At 56.5% G+C, this 20645-nt stretch carries 21 protein-coding genes; 12 read left to right on the top strand and 9 right to left on the bottom strand.

Annotation, left to right across the window (positions count from 1 at the left end; translation table 11 throughout):
• Complete coding sequence (locus B4F27_RS16875; RefSeq protein WP_286760241.1) at positions 1-1599, bottom strand: phosphoenolpyruvate carboxykinase; 1599 nt, start codon at positions 1597-1599, stop codon at positions 1-3.
• Between the two features lie 364 nt (positions 1600-1963).
• Between B4F27_RS16875 and B4F27_RS16870 the strand changes: the two genes are divergently transcribed.
• The 7 genes from B4F27_RS16870 to B4F27_RS16840 are packed head-to-tail and all read left to right on the top strand — an operon-like array spanning position 1964 to position 7328.
• Positions 1964-2665 (top strand): response regulator transcription factor, encoded by a 702-nt coding sequence (locus B4F27_RS16870; protein ID WP_005849917.1) that lies wholly within the window; start codon positions 1964-1966, stop codon positions 2663-2665.
• 8 nt (positions 2666-2673) lie between these two features.
• Positions 2674-4386 carry a sensor histidine kinase gene (locus B4F27_RS16865; RefSeq protein WP_286760240.1) on the top strand — a complete coding sequence of 571 codons (1713 nt, stop codon included), beginning with the start codon at positions 2674-2676 and terminating at the stop codon, positions 4384-4386.
• A 7-nt stretch (positions 4387-4393) separates the two neighbouring features.
• Positions 4394-4822, top strand: coding sequence for an HPr kinase/phosphorylase (locus B4F27_RS16860; protein WP_286760239.1), 429 nt, complete (start codon positions 4394-4396; stop codon positions 4820-4822).
• Positions 4815-5708, top strand: coding sequence for an RNase adapter RapZ (gene rapZ / locus B4F27_RS16855; RefSeq protein ID WP_009825323.1), 894 nt, complete (start codon positions 4815-4817; stop codon positions 5706-5708). Before B4F27_RS16860 ends, rapZ begins: the two co-directional genes overlap by 8 nt.
• Positions 5705-6097: a PTS sugar transporter subunit IIA gene (locus B4F27_RS16850; protein ID WP_005849910.1), complete on the top strand. Its 393-nt coding sequence runs from the start codon at positions 5705-5707 to the stop codon at positions 6095-6097. The genes rapZ and B4F27_RS16850 overlap by 4 nt, the downstream gene beginning before the upstream one ends.
• A gap of 15 nt (positions 6098-6112) precedes the next feature.
• The gene (locus B4F27_RS16845) at positions 6113-6382 is read left to right on the top strand and encodes an HPr family phosphocarrier protein (protein ID WP_005849908.1); all 270 of its coding nucleotides are present in this window, start codon (positions 6113-6115) and stop codon (positions 6380-6382) included.
• A gap of 55 nt (positions 6383-6437) precedes the next feature.
• Positions 6438-7328: a lysophospholipid acyltransferase family protein gene (locus B4F27_RS16840; protein ID WP_074637199.1), complete on the top strand. Its 891-nt coding sequence runs from the start codon at positions 6438-6440 to the stop codon at positions 7326-7328.
• Positions 7329-7393: 65 nt separating this feature from the next.
• Here B4F27_RS16840 and B4F27_RS16835 read toward each other — a convergent pair whose 3' ends face one another.
• On the bottom strand, positions 7394-8269 hold the full coding sequence (locus B4F27_RS16835; protein ID WP_005849905.1) for a 3-hydroxybutyryl-CoA dehydrogenase: 876 nt from the start codon (positions 8267-8269) through the stop codon (positions 7394-7396).
• Between the two features lie 158 nt (positions 8270-8427).
• On the opposite strand from B4F27_RS16835, the gene B4F27_RS16830 reads away from it, so the two are divergent.
• A complete protein-coding gene (locus B4F27_RS16830; RefSeq protein ID WP_286760238.1) occupies positions 8428-9252 on the top strand; it encodes a DUF6473 family protein in 825 nt (274 codons plus the stop codon).
• 50 nt (positions 9253-9302) lie between these two features.
• Here B4F27_RS16830 and B4F27_RS16825 read toward each other — a convergent pair whose 3' ends face one another.
• From B4F27_RS16825 to B4F27_RS16800, 6 genes are all read right to left on the bottom strand, one after another.
• The gene (locus tag B4F27_RS16825; RefSeq protein ID WP_005849902.1) at positions 9303-10229 is read right to left on the bottom strand and encodes an electron transfer flavoprotein subunit alpha/FixB family protein; all 927 of its coding nucleotides are present in this window, start codon (positions 10227-10229) and stop codon (positions 9303-9305) included.
• Positions 10229-10987 (bottom strand): electron transfer flavoprotein subunit beta/FixA family protein, encoded by a 759-nt coding sequence (locus tag B4F27_RS16820; protein WP_005849900.1) that lies wholly within the window; start codon positions 10985-10987, stop codon positions 10229-10231. The genes B4F27_RS16825 and B4F27_RS16820 overlap by 1 nt, the downstream gene beginning before the upstream one ends.
• A 146-nt stretch (positions 10988-11133) precedes the next feature.
• A complete protein-coding gene (locus tag B4F27_RS16815; protein WP_037941311.1) occupies positions 11134-11706 on the bottom strand; it encodes a cob(I)yrinic acid a,c-diamide adenosyltransferase in 573 nt (190 codons plus the stop codon).
• Positions 11706-11912 carry a twin transmembrane helix small protein gene (locus tag B4F27_RS16810; RefSeq protein ID WP_037953908.1) on the bottom strand — a complete coding sequence of 69 codons (207 nt, stop codon included), beginning with the start codon at positions 11910-11912 and terminating at the stop codon, positions 11706-11708. Before B4F27_RS16810 ends, B4F27_RS16815 begins: the two co-directional genes overlap by 1 nt.
• A gap of 58 nt (positions 11913-11970) precedes the next feature.
• Complete coding sequence (locus B4F27_RS16805) at positions 11971-12798, bottom strand: SDR family oxidoreductase (protein WP_286760237.1); 828 nt, start codon at positions 12796-12798, stop codon at positions 11971-11973.
• A gap of 30 nt (positions 12799-12828) precedes the next feature.
• Positions 12829-13482, bottom strand: a complete 654-nt coding sequence (locus tag B4F27_RS16800) for an SH3 domain-containing protein (RefSeq protein ID WP_286760236.1) — start codon at positions 13480-13482, stop codon at positions 12829-12831.
• A 201-nt stretch (positions 13483-13683) separates the two neighbouring features.
• On the opposite strand from B4F27_RS16800, the gene B4F27_RS16795 reads away from it, so the two are divergent.
• Genes B4F27_RS16795 through B4F27_RS16785 form a run of 3 tightly spaced genes read left to right on the top strand, consistent with a single transcriptional unit; the run spans position 13684 to position 18418 of the window.
• Entirely contained in the window at positions 13684-16011 is a 2328-nt protein-coding gene (locus B4F27_RS16795; RefSeq protein WP_260003785.1) for a DNA topoisomerase IV subunit A, read from the top strand.
• A gap of 56 nt (positions 16012-16067) precedes the next feature.
• Entirely contained in the window at positions 16068-17327 is a 1260-nt protein-coding gene (locus B4F27_RS16790) for a DUF898 family protein (RefSeq protein ID WP_286760235.1), read from the top strand.
• Positions 17324-18418 (top strand): M48 family metallopeptidase, encoded by a 1095-nt coding sequence (locus B4F27_RS16785; RefSeq protein WP_286760234.1) that lies wholly within the window; start codon positions 17324-17326, stop codon positions 18416-18418. Before B4F27_RS16790 ends, B4F27_RS16785 begins: the two co-directional genes overlap by 4 nt.
• On the opposite strand, the gene B4F27_RS16780 is transcribed toward B4F27_RS16785, so the two are convergent.
• The gene (locus tag B4F27_RS16780) at positions 18415-19764 is read right to left on the bottom strand and encodes a cytochrome P450 (RefSeq protein WP_286760233.1); all 1350 of its coding nucleotides are present in this window, start codon (positions 19762-19764) and stop codon (positions 18415-18417) included. The genes B4F27_RS16785 and B4F27_RS16780 overlap by 4 nt on opposite strands.
• 127 nt (positions 19765-19891) lie before the next feature.
• On the opposite strand from B4F27_RS16780, the gene B4F27_RS16775 reads away from it, so the two are divergent.
• Positions 19892-20491 (top strand): hypothetical protein, encoded by a 600-nt coding sequence (locus tag B4F27_RS16775; RefSeq protein WP_235208576.1) that lies wholly within the window; start codon positions 19892-19894, stop codon positions 20489-20491.
• Positions 20492-20645: the final 154 nt, after the last annotated feature.

Raw genomic sequence — 20645 nt, 5'->3', positions numbered from 1 at the left:
TTAGCCGATGGCGGCCGCTTTCACGTCGTCATCAATATAAGGGAGGTATTGTTCGAAGTTTTCTGCAAACATCTTGACCAGCTTGTCAGCCTGACGATCGTAGGATTCAGGGTTGTCCCATGTCCGGCGTGGATCCAGCAGGATGTCAGCAACACCCGTAACCGCCACGGGAACATCAAAGCCGAAGTTTGGATCTTTGCGGTACTCTACGCCCGCGAGCGCCCCTTCCAATGCTGCGGTCAGCAGCGCGCGCGTTGCTTTGATCGGCATGCGGCTGCCTGTGCCATAAGCGCCCCCAGTCCAGCCGGTGTTTACCAGCCAGCAGGTTGCGCCATGCGTCGCGATTTTCTCGCGGAGAAGGTTCCCGTAGACTTCGGGGCGACGCGGCATGAAGGGCGCACCAAAGCAGGTCGAGAATGTAGGCTCGGGTTCAGTCACGCCACGTTCGGTACCGGCAACCTTGGAGGTGAAGCCAGACAGGAAGTGGTACATGGCCTGCGCCGGGGTCAAGCGCGCGATAGGGGGAAGAACACCGAACGCATCACAGGTTAGCATGATGATATTCTTGGGGTGCCCACCCGTCGCTTTCGCCGAGGCGTTAGAAATGTAGTGAAGCGGATAAGCGCAACGCATGTTAGCGGTGAGGCTGTCATCGTCGAAATCAAGCTCTTTGGTGTCTTCATCAAAGATCATGTTCTCGATCACGGTACCAAATTTTTCGGTGGTGGCGTAAATCTCGGGCTCTGCCTCTCGGCTGAGGTTGATCGTCTTGGCGTAGCAGCCACCTTCGAAATTAAAGGTCCCGTTATCCGACCAGCCGTGTTCATCGTCACCAATCAATGTACGGCCCGGATCGGCGGATAGCGTGGTCTTTCCTGTGCCTGACAGACCGAAGAATACAGCGGTATCAACGGGATTGCCGGTAGCATGGTTGGCCGAGCAGTGCATCGGCATGATCCCTTTTTCCGGCAACAGGTAGTTCAGCAGGGTAAATACAGATTTCTTGTTCTCACCTGCGTATTCTGTGCCGCCGATCAAGATCATCTTTTTGTCGAAGTTCATCGCAATGACGGTTTCCGAGCGGCAATCGTGTTTGGTTGGATCAGCCGAAAAGCTCGGGCAGTTGATCACGGTGAAGTCCGCGATGAAATCATCCAGCGCGTCGCGCTCGGGGCGGCGCAGCATGTGGCGAATGAACAGACCGTGCCAAGCCAGCTCGGTCACCATACGCACGTTGATCGCGTGTTTCGGATCGGCCCCACCGACCAGATCCTGGACGAAGTAATCACGCCCCTGCATATGCGCCAACATGTCCTTGTGAAGCGCATCAAAGCCTTCAGGCGACATCTCGGCGTTGTTTTCCCACCAGATTTTATCCGCAACGCTGTCGGTTTTTACGACATGTTTATCCTTGGGGGAGCGTCCGGTGAATTTGCCCGTCGTCACAAGAAACGCGCCGCCCTTGCCCAACGTGCCCTCTTCCCGTTTCAGCGCGGCTTCGACCAACGCGGGTTCGATCATGTTGTAATAGACATCACCAAGCCCGCTTATGCCTTGGTCTTCGAGGCGGAATTGCGGATTTACGCGGCCTAACGTCATGTGATGTCTCCTGTAGCTGCACCGAGAAAAGGTGCCAATTCTTGCACTAATGGCTCGACCCAAGGGGTCGTGTCCGCCTCTTAGCACGTTGATTTACAGTATGAACAGGTAGGTTAGTCGCAGTTAGCGCCACCATGTAACTGTTTGCGGAAACTGTCGTTAATTGAACGTAAAGTGCTATGGGGTAACGTGGCGTCTGCATCCCATATGTGCGGCAATTTAGCCATTCATTGGCAAATTGTGGCGTGATTATGGCCAAGATGAGGAGCGATTCGCAGTTTCCGATTGATTCGGCCGCGTAAATTGATGATCAATGAAAGAAAAAATATTATGGCAGTTGAGCAGCATATAAAAGGAACAGGCAATGTCTAAAATTGCATTGGTGGATGACGACAGGAATATCCTGACGTCGGTTTCAATGACGTTGGAAGCCGAAGGTTTCGAAGTCGAGACATATAATGACGGGCAAGCCGCGTTGGATGCGTTTAACAAAAAGCTGCCCGACATGGCGGTGTTGGACATCAAGATGCCTCGCATGGATGGCATGGATTTGCTGCAAAGGCTTCGCCAGAAAACCGCGATGCCCGTGATCTTTCTGACATCCAAAGATGACGAGATTGACGAGGTGCTCGGCCTGCGGATGGGGGCTGACGACTACGTGAAAAAACCCTTTAGTCAGCGGCTTTTGGTTGAACGTATCCGTGCGCTGTTGCGCCGCCAGGATGCCGTGGAAACCAACGAGGTCGGCGACACCGAAGAAACCAAAGTGATCGAACGTGGTGATTTGCGCATGGATCCGTTGCGCCATGCAGTCAGCTGGAAGGGTAAGGACGTATCCCTGACGGTGACAGAATTCCTGTTGCTGCAAGCGCTTGCACAGCGCCCCGGGTTTGTGAAGTCACGTGACCAGTTGATGGACGTGGCATATGATGATCAAGTTTACGTCGACGACCGTACAATCGATAGTCATATCAAACGGTTGCGTAAAAAAATGCGGACTGCGGATGACGAGTTTTCCGCGATCGAAACACTCTATGGCATCGGCTACAGATACAACGAAGAGTGACCTGAGCCATGGCCATTGTCGAAAGGAATTTTGTGCGAGACATGACCACACCTTATCGGGACGGTGATGTTGTATTGGGCGACGATTGGGTCGCTCCGGACAAAACCGCGACAGATGAACTGCGCAGCAAACGCGCGCGGCGGGGGCTATTCTCTCTGCGTGCGTCGCCGCTGACGCGTAAGATCATCACATTTAACTTGATTGCGTTGAATGTTTTGGCCGCCGGTATTCTTTATCTTAACTCTTCTCGCGATAGCCTGGCCGTGCAGCGTGGTGCGTCACTGGTTTCGGAAGCTGAACTGATCGCTGACGTTTTTGAGGCGCAGTTGGCAACGGCGGGTGCGCCTGACAGCCTGAGCGACGCGATGGATGTGGATGCAAGCCTTGGCCGGCTTGATTTGCGCAGCGGGATCGAAGTGTTTGTATTCGATTCTACCGAAAGCCTTGTTGCGCAGAACGCGGGTGCCGCCGCGCGAAATAACGTCGGTGCCGAAGATGACACGGCGCTGATTTCCGATGGGTTGAGCTGGCTTTGGGGGCTGCTCTCCCGACCGTTTGAAAACGCCGCCACGGCAGATCCTGCTCCGTTAGCGGAACAGTTGCAGCCGTTGGTCTCGGGTGCATTGGTAGGCGGGACCAAGGTGCGGAACGATCTTGTCGGCACTGGTGGCACGCTTTTCTCCGTTGCTACGCCGATTGTGCAGAATGGATTGCCCGTCGGGGTTGTCGCCGTCACCTCGGCCGCGGGTGAAATTGACAAACTGGTTCGCGGCGAACGGGAGAGGGTGCTCCAGATGTTCGTGATCGCGACGCTGGTTTCGATCGGATTGAGCCTCGTGCTGGCCTCGACCATCGCAAATCCGTTGTCCGATCTTGCTGCAGCGGCAGAGCTTGGGCGTGATAAAGATGCGCGAAAGATGAACCCGGGCCGCATTCGGATCCCTGATTTGACGGCGCGTCCTGATGAAATAGGGCGCTTGTCGGGCGCACTGCGCGGGATGGTTTCCGCATTATACAACCGCATCGACGGAAACGAACAGTTTGCCGCCGATGTCGCGCATGAGATCAAGAACCCGCTTGCTTCGCTCCGTTCTGCGGTAGGCACGCTGCGCCTGATCAAGCGTGAGGACCAGCGCGAAAAACTGCTGGATGTCATCGACCACGATGTTCGCCGGTTGGATCGTTTGGTGAGTGATATTTCGAATGCGTCCCGTCTGGACAGCGAATTGGTCAAGGAAGAGGAAGAGCCGTTTGATCTGCTGATGATGATCAGCAATCTGGGTCAGTATCTTGGCGAAGATGCGCGCAAACGTGGCATCGATTTTATCACCGATCTGCCCGAACAGCCGATCATCGTGCACGGGTTGGAAGCACGCCTGGCACAGGTTTTTGTGAATCTGATCAGCAATGCCGTCTCGTTCTGCGAAGACGGCGATGCCATTCGGGTCTGGGCACGTAAACGTGAAAATCGCGTTCTTGTGGTCGTCGAAGACACGGGGCCCGGCATTCCAGAGCAAGCTCTGTCGAAGATATTTAAGCGTTTTTATTCGCAGCGCCCGGAAGAGCATTTTGGCAATAACTCCGGCCTCGGGCTGGCGATCTCTAAGCAGATTGTCGAAGCGCATGGCGGCGTGATCTGGGCAGAAAATATCCGGCCCACGGATGCCGATATCTCCTCTGATCCCCTTGGCGCGCGCTTTGTAGTCGGCCTGCCCACCTGAACCGGCCATGACCAAAAGCACGATCCACGCCACCACCGTCGCAATTGATGGGCGTGGCGTGATGATCAGGGGGGGCTCGGGTAAAGGCAAGTCCGCGCTGGCGCTGCAGATGATTGCGATGGGGGCCGAGCTGGTTGCCGATGACCGCACGGATTTGATCGTTCAGGATGCCCAAGTTATCGCGCACCCACCCGCCGCTATCAAAGGGTTGATCGAGGCGCGCGGCGTCGGCTTGCTGACCTTGAAACATCGCAGTGCGATACCGATCTTTCTTATCGTAGACCTTGACCAAGATGAGCCTGACCGTCTTCCCGAAACCACATACCAGAACGTAATGGGCATCCACATCCGATGCCTGAGAAGATGCGACGGGCCTCATTTTGCTGCCTCTGTTTACTTGATGGCAAAGATGATGAAATACACAGCAGATGACTGATGATGTAACACCCAACCGGCGTATGGTGCTGGTGACCGGCCCCGCGGGGGCAGGGCGATCTTCGACGCTCAATGTGTTGGAGGATGCAGGCTTTGAAGCGATCGACAATATTCCCATGCGGATGCTGCGCGCTTTGCTCGAAGCCCCGGGTCAACTGCGTCCGATGGCTCTTGGTGTCGATTTGCGGAACCGCGATTTTTCGACCGATCGCGTGATCGAACTGATGTCGGACATGCGGTCTCGTCCCGATGTAGATATTGAATTGCTATATTTGGATTGTGCGACCAACGTCCTGCTTCGGCGCTTCTCCGAAACACGCCGGCGTCACCCCATGGCGGCCACCGCTACACCTGTCGAGGGGATCGTGCGCGAGAAAGAGCTGCTTGAACCGGTGCTGGCGCTGGCGGATGTCCTGATCGACACGTCCGAGCTGAATGTGCACCAGTTGCGTGCGGAAGTGGAGCGCTGGTTCGCGCTTGATGGGGAACATCACCTCAGCGTATCCGTACAGTCTTTCTCGTATAAGCGCGGCTTGCCCCGCAGTGCGGATATGGTGTTTGACTGCCGGTTTTTGCGCAATCCCTATTGGGAACCCTCGCTGCGTGGTATGAACGGCACACAGAAAGAGGTCGCCGATTACGTGCATGCCGACCCGCTGTTCGAAAGCTTTGCCGCACAGGTAAACTCTCTGTGTCAATTGATCCTGCCAGCCTGCAAGACTGAAGGTAAATCGCATATCTCTCTTGCGTTTGGCTGCACAGGGGGGCAACACCGTTCCGTAACTTTGGCCGAACATCTGGCGTTCAAACTTTCGAACGACGGCTGGCAGGTGTCCATCAGGCACCGCGAACTGGATCGTAGTAAACGGGAAGAGACATCGCGTTGATTGGTATTGTGATTGTTGCACACGGTGGATTGGCCAAAGAATATTTGGCTGCGATCGAACATGTTGTTGGGTCGCAAAACGGCGTGCGCGCTATTGCGATCCATGCAGACCATGATCGTACCGAAAAGCAGCGCGAAATCTGCGAGGCAGCCGATGCCGTGGATACGGGCAATGGTGTTGTCGTCGTAACAGACCTTTTCGGTGGGTCTCCGTCGAACCTCAGTTTGCTTGCATGCCGTCCTGAAAACCGTCGGATCCTTTACGGCGCAAACCTTCCCATGTTGATCAAGCTGGCAAAGTCACGTGATCTGGAAGTGCCCGAGGCGGTGCGCGCGGCCCTGGCGGCCGGCAGAAAATATATTGATAGCCAGAATGTTAGTGCGGAATAGCAAGGCCCCTATTGTATGACCCAAGTCTCATTGAAAATCGTAAACGAAAAAGGCCTGCATGCCCGCGCCTCCGCCAAGCTGGTTGAGGTCGTCGAGGCTTTTGATGCGCGCGCCGAAGTCAGCAAGGACGGGATGTCCGCCTCTGGTGACAGCATTATGGGGCTGCTGATGCTGGCGGCGTCCAAAGGGTGTACGATTGATGTACAGACCTCTGGCCCGGATCAGGACGCATTGGCCGATGCGTTAACAGCCTTGGTGGCTGACAAGTTCGGCGAAGGCCAGTAACGGCGGTGTTTGCAATGCGGCCGGTGGTCACTGTGATGCGTAAAGGGTTAACCACATGACGGAGAATGCGCCAACCGGCCCTGCGCCCCTACTGAACGATGGCAGCGGCGAACCGGTGACCTTCACGAAGTATGACCGCCGCAGCCTGTCCTATGCATCCACGTTTGATCATCCTGTCAAATCGGGGATCATCAGCGCTATCGAACTTTTCACCGGCAAGCTCAAGGTTCTGCGCCTGATCCGACAGTTCGAGAAACAGGGCGCGCCCACAGGGCAGGGTTTCTGGCGTGCGGCACTCGATACCATGGGGATCGACCTGACGACCCCGCAGGAACAGCTGGATCGCATTCCGAAAACGGGTCCAGTGGTCGTTGTCGCGAACCACCCGCACGGGATGGTCGATGGCATGATTTTCGCCGATCTGATCGGACGGGTACGCCCTGATTATCGGATCCTGACGCGCTCTTTGTTGACCTCTATCGACGAGGTCGCGGGCAGCTATATGATCCCCGTGCCGTTTCCCCATGACCCTGATGCGCAGCGCAAAGGTGTCGAAATGCGCGCCAAAGCGATGGCGCATCTGAAGGATTGCGGTGTTGTCGCGCTGTTCCCCTCCGGGGTCGTAGCGGCTTCGGATACCATGTTCGGCCCTGCCATAGAGGCGGAGTGGAATGTTTTCACCGCGAAAATGATCCGGCGCTCGGGCGCGCAAGTGGTTCCAATGCGCTTTCCAGGGCAAAATAGCAGAGCCTATCAAATTGCGAATAAAATCTCGCCCATCTTGCGGCAGGGGCTTCTGCTCCACGAGATTGTGCACGCATGCGACAAGCCGCAGGGCCCGATCGTAGGCGCGCCGCTTTCGCCAGAGCACATGGCCGCTCATGCGGACGACCCGCGCGGTTTCATGGCGTGGCTACGGGCGCATACACTTGCGCTTAAAGACTAACGCTATCTTCCAAATGGGATAAATCCCGGGGGCGCGGGGGCTGGCTCCCGCTGCTTGCTGCAGATTTATCGCGTGGGGACAGGCACATCGCCGCGGTAGTCATAGAAACCCCGCTGAGATTTACGCCCCAGCCAGCCCGCTTCGACGTATTTTGTCAGGAGCGGGCAGGGACGATATTTCGTATCGGCCAGCCCGTCATGCAACACGTTCATAATCGCCAGGCAGGTGTCTAGACCGATGAAATCTGCAAGCTCCAGCGGCCCCATCGGGTGGTTGGCCCCCAGCTTGAGTGAACTATCGATAGATTCGACAGAGCCCACACCTTCATAGAGTGTATAGACAGCCTCGTTGATCATCGGCATCAAGATACGATTTACGATAAATGCTGGGAAGTCTTCGGCAGAGGCCGCAGTTTTGCCCAGTTTATCAACAACGCCGCGGCAGGCCTCAAAAGTTTCCTTGTCCGTCGCAATCCCGCGGATCAGCTCCACCAGCTGCATCACGGGCACCGGGTTCATGAAGTGGAACCCCATAAACTTTTCAGGGCGATCGGTTCGGCTGGCGAGCCTTGTAATCGAAATCGACGACGTGTTCGACGTCAGGATTGTGGTCGGTTTGAGGTGGGGGATCAGATCTTCAAAAATCGCTTGCTTGACGGTCTCGCGTTCAGTCGCCGCCTCGATCACCAGATCGCTTTGGCCCAGTTCTGCAAGTGTTTGGGTTGTCACGATTCTTTTGAGCGTCGCGTCACGGTCTGCTTCGGTTACCTTACCGCGGCCAACCTGACGGTCGAGGTTGCCGGTAATGGTATCAACCGCCTTTTGCAGTGCTTCAGCGCTTACATCATTCAACAGCACGTCGTAGCCCGCCAAAGCCATAACATGGGCGATGCCGTTGCCCATTTGGCCCGCGCCAACGATGCCGATTGTCTGGATATCCATGCGCTGTCCCCTTTTGTTTCGCCGCAGCATAAAGCGGGCGGGGTAGCAGCCGCAAGGGTCGGAATTCACGACAGCTTTTCTCAAATCCGAACATTAAGGAAATCGAAAATACTTAGGGCGATTCTGCGTCCGTAAAGCGGTGGAACAGGGTGAACGGTATGGGCGCTACGGATGATGGCAAGCGGCGGTTGGACTACGCGTTGTGTCGCTATGGCACGTCGAAGCTACTGTTTCGCGGACCTCTTCGGGGAACTTCCTCGCCCTATGTGGTTTTTGTTGGCGGCACCCAGACGTTTGGCCGCTACGTCGAAACTCCGTTCCCCGCGTTGGTAGAACTGTCTAGCGGGGTGCCTTGCATCAATTTCGGGTTACAAAATGCGGGTCTGGATGTGTTTCTACATGATACCGAAGTCATGAAAATTGCCGCCGGGGCGCATGTGACCGTGGTGCAAGTGTTGGGCGCACACAACATGTCGAATCGCTACTATTCAGTACACCCGCGTCGAAACGACAGATTTATCGCACCGTCGAAACTGCTTTGCTCCATCTACCCCGAGGTTGATTTTGCGGAGTTTCATTTCACACGCCACCTATTGGAAGCGCTCAAACAAGTCTCGCCCACTCGGTTCGCGATGGTGGTGCGTGAGCTTCAGCAGGCCTGGATCGCACGGATGACCCTGCTGCTTGGCCGGATGACGGGACCATGCGTGCTGCTTCACCTTGGTCCCGAAAAGCCCACGCGGGACATGGGGGCGCAGGCTCGTGCGGGGCCTCTGTTCGTGACCAAAGCTATGGTTTCTCAGGTGAGTCGGCTGGCGGCCGGAGTGGTATATGTGACACCGTCACACGCGGCCATGTCCGAGGGGACGGCGGGGATGGTGTTCCCTGCAATAGAAAAAGAGCGGGCGTTACAGCTCCCCGGCGTTCGGGCACATCAAGAGATTGCGAAGGCGGTCGCGCAGACGATTGAACACCTGAAATAGAAAAAGGCCCGCAGGTGATTGCGGGCCTTATCCGTGAAAACCTTAAAGGCTTACAGTTTCTCGATCAGCTCGGGAACGGCTTCGAACAGATCGGCCACCAGACCATAGTCCGCAACCTGGAAGATCGGCGCTTCTTCGTCTTTGTTGATGGCGACGATGATCTTGCTGTCTTTCATGCCGGCCAAGTGCTGGATCGCACCGGAGATGCCAACCGCCACATAAAGCTCGGGCGCGACAACCTTACCGGTCTGACCAACTTGCCAGTCGTTCGGAGCATAGCCCGAATCAACGGCAGCGCGCGAAGCGCCAACAGCGGCACCCAGCTTGTCAGCCAGCTTTTCGATCAAGGCGAAGTCTTCTTCGGAGCCAACGCCACGGCCGCCGGAAACAACCACGCCAGCCGATGTCAGCTCGGGGCGATCGCTTTCTGCAACGTGGTCTTCAACCCAGGAAGACAGGCCGGGATCGGCCGCAGCGGATACCGTCTCTACAGAGGCGGAGCCACCGTCGCCCGCGGCGTCAAACGTCGTGGTGCGGAAGGTGATAACCTTTTTCGCATCCGAGGATTTGACCGTCTGGATCGCGTTGCCCGCATAGATGGGACGCTCGAACGTGTCCGCGTCGACAACACCGGACACATCGGACAGCAACATGACGTCAAGCAACGCAGCAACACGTGGCATCACGTTTTTGGCGTCTGTGGTCGCTGGCGCGGTGATGTGATCGTAATCACCGGCGAGCGATACGATCAACGCCGCCGTGGATTCCGCGAGGCGGTGGCCAAGGGTCTCATCCTCGGCGACCAGAACTTTGGAAACACCGTTGATTTTCGCCGCCGCTTCGCCCGCCGCAGCGGCGGAACCACCAGCGCAGAGAACAGTAACATCGCCAAGCATCTTGGCCGCAGCAACGGCTTTGGATGTCGCGTCAAGTGCCAGTTCGCCATCAGTTACTTCTGCAAGGAGTAGAACAGCCATTACACAGCCCCCGCTTCTTTAAGTTTCGCAACCAGTTCATCGACCGACTCGACCTTGATGCCCGCAGCACGTTCTGCTGGCTCAGCCGTCTTGATGATTTCCAAACGGTTGGAAACCTCGACGCCATAATCGGCAGGTGTCTTTTCATCCAAAGGCTTTTTCTTTGCCTTCATGATGTTGGGTAGCGACGCATAGCGTGGTTCGTTCAGGCGCAGATCCACAGTCACGACTGTAGGCATGGAAACCTTAATAGTCTGCAAACCACCGTCGACTTCACGTGTCACAACTGCGCTGTCGCCATCGATGTCGACTTTGGAGGCGAAGGTCGCTTGCGACCAACCCAGCAGAGCGGACAGCATCTGACCAGTGGCGTTCATGTCGTTGTCGATCGCCTGCTTACCGCAAAGAACAAGGTCGGGCTTCTCTTCTTCGACGACGCCTTTCAGAATTTTGGCAACGGTCAAAGGCTCGATATCGTTGTGCACATCGTCGGCCGCCACGATCAGAATCGCGCGGTCGGCGCCCATTGCCAGCGCTGTGCGCAGTGTTTCCTGCGCCTGTTTTACGCCGATAGAGACGACCACAACTTCTTCGACCTGGCCGGCCTCTTTCATGCGGATCGCTTGTTCGACGGAAATCTCGTCAAACGGGTTCATCGACATCTTTACGTTGGCAAGATCAACACCCGTGCCGTCCGCTTTGACGCGTACTTTCACGTTGTAGTCGATCACGCGCTTTACAGGTACCAGTACCTTCATGAGCGTTCTCTCTCCTCAGTTGACGATCCGGGCCGGTTCGGCCCCGATCATGTGAACTCTTCGTCGGTGTAACGAAGCAATCGAATGCAAAACAGTCAAAAATAGTAATTTATTGTCTTTCGACGCGGCGTTTCTGACTGACGGCCTTAGCGATTTGCCCCGGGCACCCATAATACATCGTCCTTACCGCCGTTATTTGAAGCCCTCGCCGCGACGAAAAACCAATCGCTTAGCCGGTTCAGATATTTGACGGCGGCCGGATTAATAGAATCCCTGTCAGCCAAATGCACCGCAAGCCGTTCGGCGCGGCGGGCAACTGTCCGGCACACGTGCAAATGCGCGGCAAGTGCGGTGCCGCCGGGTAGAATAAAGCTTCTCAGCGGGGACAGATCAGCGTTCATCACGTCGATCTCACGTTCAAGCCTGTCGACCTGCGCCGCCGCGAGGCGCAGAGGCGGGTATTCGGCGTCTGCATCCGCTTCCATATCGGGGCGGCACAGGTCAGCGCCCAGGTCGAACAGGTCGTTCTGGATACGCGACAGTGCGGCGTCGGTTTCGCCTTTCGCCTCAAGCCGCGCGACACCAACAAAACAGTTCAATTCGTCGGATGTGCCATATGCCTCGACCCGCAGGTCGTGTTTGGCCACACGGTCCCCGTTTCCCAACGCGGTTTCGCCTTTGTCGCCGGTCCGGGTGTAGATTTTATTAAGAACAACCATCAGCCAGCGTCCTTTCGCAGGTACACATATATGACGATGAGAACGACAGCGATGAACTGTGCGATGATGCGCATGCGCATAAGTTTATTTGAATTGCGCTTATTGAATTCTCCGCCACCAGCGAAGCCCCCAAGCCCAAAAATCAATACGATAACCACCGCAATCACGGCAACGACGGTCAGGATATATAACGGATCAGCGAACATAAGCATCCTTTGTGTTGCTGAAAGATGTAGCGGGGTCATGCAGTAGCGCAACCCGAATTTATCGAGAGAGCACCCAGTCTAGGGCACGTGTTGGTAAAATACGCTTTAAAATGCCCGAGATACGCGTCGGCGTCGTGACATAATACCGCGGCCGTGGGCGGTCGGCCTCCAGCGCATGGATAAGCTTGTCAACGACTGCTTGTGGCGGAAGCTCGAACCTGTCGGGCCCTCTCGCAGTGTATAGCCTGTCTAATAACGCGCTTTCGTATTGCGCCTTTCGGGCAGAGCTTTTCCAATCGATCCAACGCTCGAAGTGCGGGATAGAGTTCGCGCGGATGTTGGATGTAATGGGCCCGGGCTCGATCAGGGTCACGTGAATGGGGGTGTCGCGCAGTTCAATGCGCAGCGTGTCCGTTAAGCCTTCCAGCGCGAATTTCGTAGAATTGTAAGCGCCACGCCACGGCATTGTGACAAAACCCAATACGGACGAACATTGGATAATGCGCCCGTGACCCTGTGCCCGCATCACAGGGATGATCTTGCGCGTAAGCTCATGCCAGCCGAAGAAATTGCTTTCGAATATCTCGCGCAGCGCATCTGTGGGGAGGTCTTCGACGGCACCGGGTGTCGCATGGGCACCGTTATTATAAAGGGCATCGAGCGTGCCACCGGTTTGCTCAAGTACATGATCCACCGCAGTGGCGATGCTACTGGCATCCGTATAGTCGAGCTGGGGCGCATCAAATCCTTCAGCGGCTAACCTCTCGCAATCGCGCGTTTGGCGGCACGAAGCGAAAACCCTCCAGCCGCGTTCGCGCAATGCATGCGCAGCGGCGTAGCCGATCCCGGAGGAGCAGCCGGTAATTAAAATTGTACGTTGTTGCATTAACAATTGTCTCGGGAGTTGTTGAGTAGTTTACCCGTTCGACAACAGGAAATCGGCCATCCAGCCCTCTGGCCCGCCGTCTACGGGACGCATCTTTACCCATCCATCGCCGTTATCCTGAATGATCTCGACCGAATCGCCGCGACCTAGCTTGCTCACGACCTGAAACTCGGTGCCAGGGCCACCACGGACATTCACACGGTTGCCGGATACAGAACGAATATCCGCCTCGTTGCTCAGGTTCGTTTCAGCACGTGCCTCTACGATCGCGGCACCGCTGTCGTTCGGAACGATCAGACTGGGAATAATTGCGGGTGTGTCCGCCCCGTTCGCCGCGATATTCTGGGCAACAGGCACATACGATACGTCAGTCGCAGCACCGGTGTCCGCAGTATTCAATGCGGTTGTGAGGGTGACAGAAACGCGTTCGGCATCATCAGCTTGCGCGGTGCTTTCAAAACCTGGCGGGGTCGTATCAACCGGAGCCGTCGCGACCGCCGGGATGACCTTTGCGGTATCGACTGGTTCGTTTGAAGTTTCGGCGGTGATTCCACTCTCTTGTGTCGGCATCTGGTCTGCATTCGTAGCCATCTGAGCACTCGCGGGTTGAAAATCGGCCCCGCCGCTCATCTCGTAGAATGCCCAACCAAGAAACCCGAAGGTCAACAAAATAAACCGCTTCATCACACATTCCTCGAAATAGCAGACAGCCTAGACCCGCAGCAGGTCTCCCCAAGGCTGTATTATCAAGTATAACATAAAATGCTGCCTAATCGTTCCAATATGTTTGCAAAGTTGCATGACAGAGACACCGCGCACCGTGCTGGGGCGCTGCGCGCCAAACAGTCGCTTGCCGCGTCTCGCGGCCTTGGCTAAACAATGAAGATGTCAGATGTAACCACCCCCGCCGATCCAGATTCTCGCAATTCGTCAGAGCCTTTGCGCCGTGCATTGGGCGACCGGTATCTGACCTATGCGCTGTCTACTATTATGCACCGCGCGCTGCCCGATGCGCGCGACGGGTTAAAGCCCGTTCACCGTCGGATTCTATTCGCGATGCGTGAACTGAGGCTTAACAGCACCGGGGGATTCCGGAAGTCTGCGAAAATTTCCGGCGACGTAATGGGGAACTATCACCCGCACGGCGACGCTGCGATTTACGATGCGATGGCGCGTCTCGCGCAAGATTTTAACGTGCGTTATCCGTTGGTTGACGGGCAGGGGAACTTTGGCAACATCGACGGGGATAACCCCGCTGCAAGCCGATATACCGAAGCGCGGATGACCGCCGTGGCCGAGGCCATGCTGGAAGGTCTGAATGAAAATGCTGTCGATTTTAGAGAGAATTACGACGGCACACTGACCGAGCCTGCCGTTCTGCCCGCGCAGTTCCCGAACCTTCTGGCAAACGGGTCGTCGGGCATTGCTGTCGGCATGGCCACCAACATTCCGCCGCATAATATCTCGGAACTGGTAGACGCCTGTATTCACCTGATCAAAACGCCCGATGCCCGCGACGATACCTTGCTTAAATACGTTCCCGGTCCTGATTTTCCGACCGGCGGTATTATCGTTGAACCCCCTGAAAACATTGCGAATGCCTATCGTACGGGTAAAGGCGGTTTCCGTCTGCGCTGTCGGTGGGAAACAGAGGATCTGGGGCGCGGTGCTTGGCAAATTGTCATCACTGAAATTCCCTATCAGGTGCAGAAATCCAAGCTGATCGAAAAGATCGCAGAGCTTATTCAGACCAAGAAAATTCCGATTCTGGGCGATGTACGCGACGAATCGGCCGACGATATTCGTCTGATCATCGAGCCGCGTTCCAAGAACGTTGATCCCGAGGTCCTGATGGGGATGCTGTATCGCAGCTCTGATCTTGAGGTGCGATTCTCGTTGAACATGAACGTCTTGATCGACGGTGTGACGCCTAAAGTATGTTCGATGAAGGAAGTGCTGCGCGCATTTCTTGATCATCGGCGCGAGGTGCTTCAGCGGCGCTCGACCCACCGGATGGAGAAAATCGACCACCGACTAGAGGTCTTGGAAGGTTTTATCGTCGCGTTTCTTAACCTCGATCGCGTGATCGATATCATTCGCTATGACGAGGACCCGAAATCGGCGTTGATGGCCGAGGATTGGGGTAAGGATCACGTGCGCGCGATGGACGAGGCGAGCTATGTACCGCCAGCGCCCTCCGCTGAGAACTCGCTATCCGAAGTCCAAGCGGACGCGATTTTGAACATGCGCCTGCGGTCGTTGCGCCGCTTGGAAGAAATTGAGTTGCTGCGCGAGCAATCCGCCTTGATGGAGGAGCGCTCGGGCCTCGAAGATCTGTTGGAAAATGAAGGTACCCAATGGGATACGATCATCGACCAGCTGCGCGAGACGAAAAAGCAGTTCGGCAAGGACTGGTCGCTGGACGGTAAGAATATCGGTCGTCGTAGAACGAGCTTTTCCGAAGCCGGCGTGATCGAGGAAGTCCCGCTGGAGGCGATGATCGACCGCGAACCGATTACAGTTGTCTGTTCGCAGATGGGCTGGATCCGTGCGATGACGGGACATATCGATCTGAACCGCGAGTTGAAGTTCAAGGATGGGGACGGACCCCGCTTTATTTTCCATGCAGAGACAACAGACAGGCTGCTGGTCTTCGGGTCGAACGGGCGCTTTTACACGGTGTCTGCATCGACCTTGCCCGGCGGGCGCGGCATGGGGGAGCCATTGCGGTTGATGGTGGATCTGCCCAACGAAGTTCAAATTGTCGATATTTTGATCCACAAGGCGGGGCGCAAGCTATTGGTGGCTTCCTCGGCCGGGGATGGATTTATCGTGCCGGAGGATGACGTTCTGGCGCAGACACGCAGCGGTAAACAGGTGCTGAACGTGCGCGGCGACGCGAAAGCAATGATTTGCGCGCCGGTGACTGGTGATGCGGATGCCGTTGCCGTTGTGGGTGAAAATCGCAAAGTCTTGGTGTTCGGCTTGGACGAGCTTCCCGAAATGGGGCGCGGCAAAGGTGTGCGGCTGCAAAAGTACAAAGACGGGGGCATGTCTGATGCGATCACGTTTAGCCGCGAGAACGGGCTAAGCTGGCAGGATCCCGCGGGACGGACACGCACCGAAGCTGACCTGACCGAATGGACTGGCAAACGCGCGACAGCGGGGCGCATGGCACCGCGTGGGTTCCCGCGTGATAACCGCTTCGGTTGATCGCAAGCGACGTGAGTGACGCCGAACTGTCATACCCCAGTGGTTCGGCACCCGCGATGTCGGTTCAATTCGTCGGGGGGCGCGGCGCGCTCTTTTGGTTGGCGTTCAAAACCGGTTTCCTCACGATTATGACGCTAGGGTTTTACCGGTTCTGGATGAAGACCCGTTTGCGGCGATGGTATTGGTCTGCAATCCGGCCGGGCGGGCATCCGATGGAATACGTCGGCGATCCGATTGAAAAGCTATTGGGCTTCTTCATCGCCGTTGTGATCCTCACCTTCTACATCGGAATCATTAATCTGATTCTGATGTTCGTCAGCTTCTCGGTGTTTTCGAGCGCGACCTTAGGGTACTTCGCAGCGGGATTCGGGGTTGTTCCTTTTTGGTTCTATGCCCGATATCGTGCGCGACGGTACGTTTTGGGACGGACGCGATGGCGCGGGGTGCGGTTTGGCCTTGATAAAGGCGCATGGGGGTATGTCTGGCGCGCTATGCTGCATTGGTTGGTCACCATTTTCTCGCTAGGGCTGCTATGGCCACGTATGACCTTCTACCTTGAAAAATACATGACGGACCGCACCTTTTTCGGATCGGCACAGCTGCATCAAGGGGGGCGTTGGGGCATGCTCTATCGTGCCGCGATTCCGTTTGCTTTGTTCACCTTGCTGCTTCTTGTTAGCGTGGCCTACGCGTACATATCTGCCGCGTCCCAGACTTTCGACACGTCGGGCTTCGCCTCGCAGATGCTCGAAACGCTAGCTGACGGGCAGGGCGCAGCATTTTCTATGCGAGGCGCTTGGTGGTTGCTCCTTTTCCCCGTGAGCCTGCTAGGCATGGTCTACGGTGCAGCGCACTATCGCTTTGTTTCGAAAAGAATAATGGCAAACCACAAGACAGCGAATGGTATCGCCATAACGTCGAGGCTAAGCGCACCGCGTATCGCGTTCATCTACGTTTTCGGCAGCTTTATCGCATATTCGGTCCTCGTTCTGGGGGTGATTTTGCTAGTGCTAGGGGCATTTGTCGTCATTGGACCAAGCGCCTTTATGGGGTTTGATTTGGGGATCGACATTGAAACGCTTCCGATCTCGCGGGCTTTGGCGATCGTGGTGTTGGCGGGTTTTTACCTCTCGGTCTTTTTGATGTGGAACGTTTGCTACAACACATTCGTCACCTTTCCGTTAATGCGTCACATGGCCAAAACCTGTGCGCTTCCGCGGTATGACGGTTTGCAAAGCATCAGCCAGTCGGGGCGGGATGACTTCGCCGAAGCCGAAGGGTTTGCAGAGGCGTTGGACCTGGGAGCCGCGATATGAGCGTCGGGTTTAACGGCATGGGGGCGGCATATTTTGATGGTGATCATCCGGTTGCCGAAGATGTCAGCCTGCATATTGCGAACGATAATCTGCAGATTGGACTGGATAGCGAAGATATTATCTTCTGGCAGCTTGGCGATATTCGGTTGGTGCCCGATCAGGCGCGTGGGAAAGACTATACCCTGCGCTCAGTTACAGATCCGCTGGCGCGGCTTGTCGTTGCGGATAAGACGCTGCTACGACATCTTCCTGCCGCCCGGCGTCCTGCGCCGGCCCGAGGGCGGGGCCGCTTGTTCGCTTGGGCAATCGCAGCCGTCGCGGCCGTTCTGCTTCAGATTGCAGTGCTGGTGCCATTTCTGGCGGACCGTTTGGCGAATTTCATCCCACCAGCAGGAGAGGCCGCCTTGGGTGAGGCGACATTGGGCCAGATTCGCAGGGCCTTGGACGAAACCGGCATGCAGCCCCTCGCCATTTGCGACGCCTCGGCGGGCGAAGCGGCGCTCACCAGCATGATCACCGCGCTTAACGCGGGCGAGGGGGCAGTGCAGGATTTGAATGTCCTGGTCCTGGACCACCCGATGGTGAACGCTTTTGCGCTACCCGGCGGGATTGTCGTGCTGTTCGACGGGCTGATCCAGCAAGCCCAGTCCCCGGATGAGGTCGCCGCTGTGCTGGCGCATGAAATTGGTCACGTTGTCAGTCGTGACCCGACACGCCATGCGTTGCGGTCCGCCGGATCGATCGGCGTATTGGGGCTTTTGTTCGGTGACTTCGCAGGCGGTGCCGTGGTGTTGTTTCTGGCAGAGCGTTTGATCAGCGCGACCTATACCCAGCAGGCCGAAACAGAGGCAGACGCGTTCGGACATAAACTTATGGCGGCTGCGGGCGTGTCACCGAAAGCGATGGGGGCCATGTTCGAGCGCCTGCGCGAGACCCAAGGCGAAGCGAACCCACTGATGGCCCATTTCCTGAGCCATCCATCATTCGATGACCGCATCACGGCAGCGCAAAATGCGGCGCGCGCGCAGTCTGAATACTCAGCTATTGTCGACGCGGACGCCTGGGGCGACTTGCGGCGGATTTGCGACTAGGCAGGCGTTGCGGTTAACCATACTCCGCCTTCGGGGCGTAGGGTCAGGATCATAACCGGTTCAGGGCTTTTCCCGGCGACAGGTGTGAAACGAAACCGCGAAAGCAAGGTCGCAAGGATGATCACCGCTTCTTGCTGCGCAAAGGACGCGCCGATGCAGATACGCGGGCCATCGCCAAAGGGCAGGTAGGCGTATCGGTCGATGGCTTTGCGATCTTTGAAACGGTCGGGATCGAAAACGTCGGGCTGATCCCAAAGCTGCTGATGGCGGCCAAGCGCGTAAATCGGCACCATGACAGTATCGCCGGGCCGAACTTCCCTGCCGCATAAGGTGTCGTTTCTCTGCGCGGTGCGTGAAATCACCCCCGCCGGCGGGTACAGGCGCAGGGTTTCGTCGATAATTTGGCGGATGTATGGTAGGTTTTCGACGTCTGCACCCGTCGCCGCGCGCCCCTGCAGCACGGTTTGCGCCTCGGCGCGGGCTTTCTGCTGCACGGCCTGATCAAAGCCCATCAGATAGAGCGCCCAGGACAGGGTAAGGGCCGTCGTCTCATGCCCTGCGACGATGAAGGTTAACAGATTGTCCCGTAGCTCGGCCGTATTCATCTGACGTTTGGTCTTGGGGTCGGTGCCATCAAGGAGAAGATCCAGCAGGTCCGGCGTATCGCTGGGCCCCCGTTCGGCGCGCGCATCTATCGCGCCGTCGGCAATGCGTTTCATGTCTTTCAGGGCACGGCCCGACATCGCCCGTCCTGGGCGCGGAAGCCAGTCTGGCAAGCCAAGAATATCGAAAAGGCTCAGTTTCCCGGCCTCTGCGATATAGTCGTCGATGGCGCGGTGCACGGCGCCGCGGTCAAACCCGTCGCCGCCCGAGAATGTGACATCCGAGATGACCTCGAATGTCGACGTGACCATCTCGTCCAGCATATTGATGGCCCGCGGGCCAGCGGCGGCGATCCGGTCGGCCGACCTTTGCGCTGCTGCGGTCATGATGGGCGACAGGTTCAGCATATTGCGGTGTGAAAAGGCCGGTGCCACCGCGCGGCGTTGCCAGCGCCAATGCGCACCCTCTGCAATGAAAAGGGAGTCTCCGATCGCGGGGCGCAAAAGGTTTTTTGTCACTAAGGATTTGGGGTAGTCGTCAACCCGATCCAACAGCATCTCGCGGATGGCAGTCGGGTCCATAACCATGTGCCAACGCTTGCCCATTTTGCCAGAGACCATCGGCTGTTTGACAGCTATTTCAGGAATAATGCTAAGCACATTACGTCGCGCCATAGCGAGGCTGCGAAACAGGCCTAGGGGTTGGTTAACCAAGGCCACGCGGGCGGGCAGGGGACGATCCATGGCAATTATCCTAATTCAGACGGACATAAGGTAGCACGCCTCCCAGTGCGTGCCACTTTAGCAAACGTTGCACCCTATTCAGCCTTAGGGTATCGCAAAGGGCATAAATGCGCCGAGGAGGCATGAAATGGTTCGAATTTTATCAGCTTTGATCAGTATCGTGGTCCTTTCTGCGTGCAACGGGGCATCCGACCTCGACAAGCCGGCGGTGCCTTTGGGTGACTTTAATCTATACCACAACATCGTTGTTGCGCCGAAGGTACAGAAACTGCCGATCAGCCGCGAAGTCAGTGAAGAGGTGCTGACGACGGCTGTCAAAGACGCCATTGCCGAACGTTTTGACCGCTATGAAGGCGCGCGCAATTACCACTTTGGCGTCAGTGTCGAAGGCTACGTTCTTGCCCCTCCGGGTATTCCGCTTGTGCTTGCGCCCAAGTCGATCATGATCCTGAACCTTACCGTTTGGGACGATGCCGCGGGTAAGAAGCTTACGGACGAACCGCACCAGATCACCGTTTTCGAATCCCTTGATCAGGGGCCTATCGTGGGGTCTGGCTACACCAAGACTGCTGAAGAACAGCTTAAGAACCTCAGCCAGAATGCGGCAAAGTCGATCGAGACCTATTTGGTCAAGCAAAATAAGGCCGAAGGCTGGTTCGAACGCCCGGCGGACGCGGTCATCGAGCGCGCTGAAATCCCCTCTGCGCCGGCGGTAACAGCGAACTAGTGCGCATTTACATGAATTCTGCGGCGGTGTGAGGCGAACAGGTGCTTGATTTTATGCGCCAGACCCAATACATCGCCCGCCAGATAGGTTTGGGTCTGGGTTCAGGCCCTCATTAATATAAAGGGCTGCTCCATGGCTAAGGCAAAGTTTGAAC

This window comes from Sulfitobacter sp. UBA1132, from assembly GCF_002311545.1.
Classification (GTDB): domain Bacteria; phylum Pseudomonadota; class Alphaproteobacteria; order Rhodobacterales; family Rhodobacteraceae; genus Sulfitobacter; species Sulfitobacter pontiacus.
This window is presented reverse-complemented; position numbering and strand designations above follow the sequence as displayed.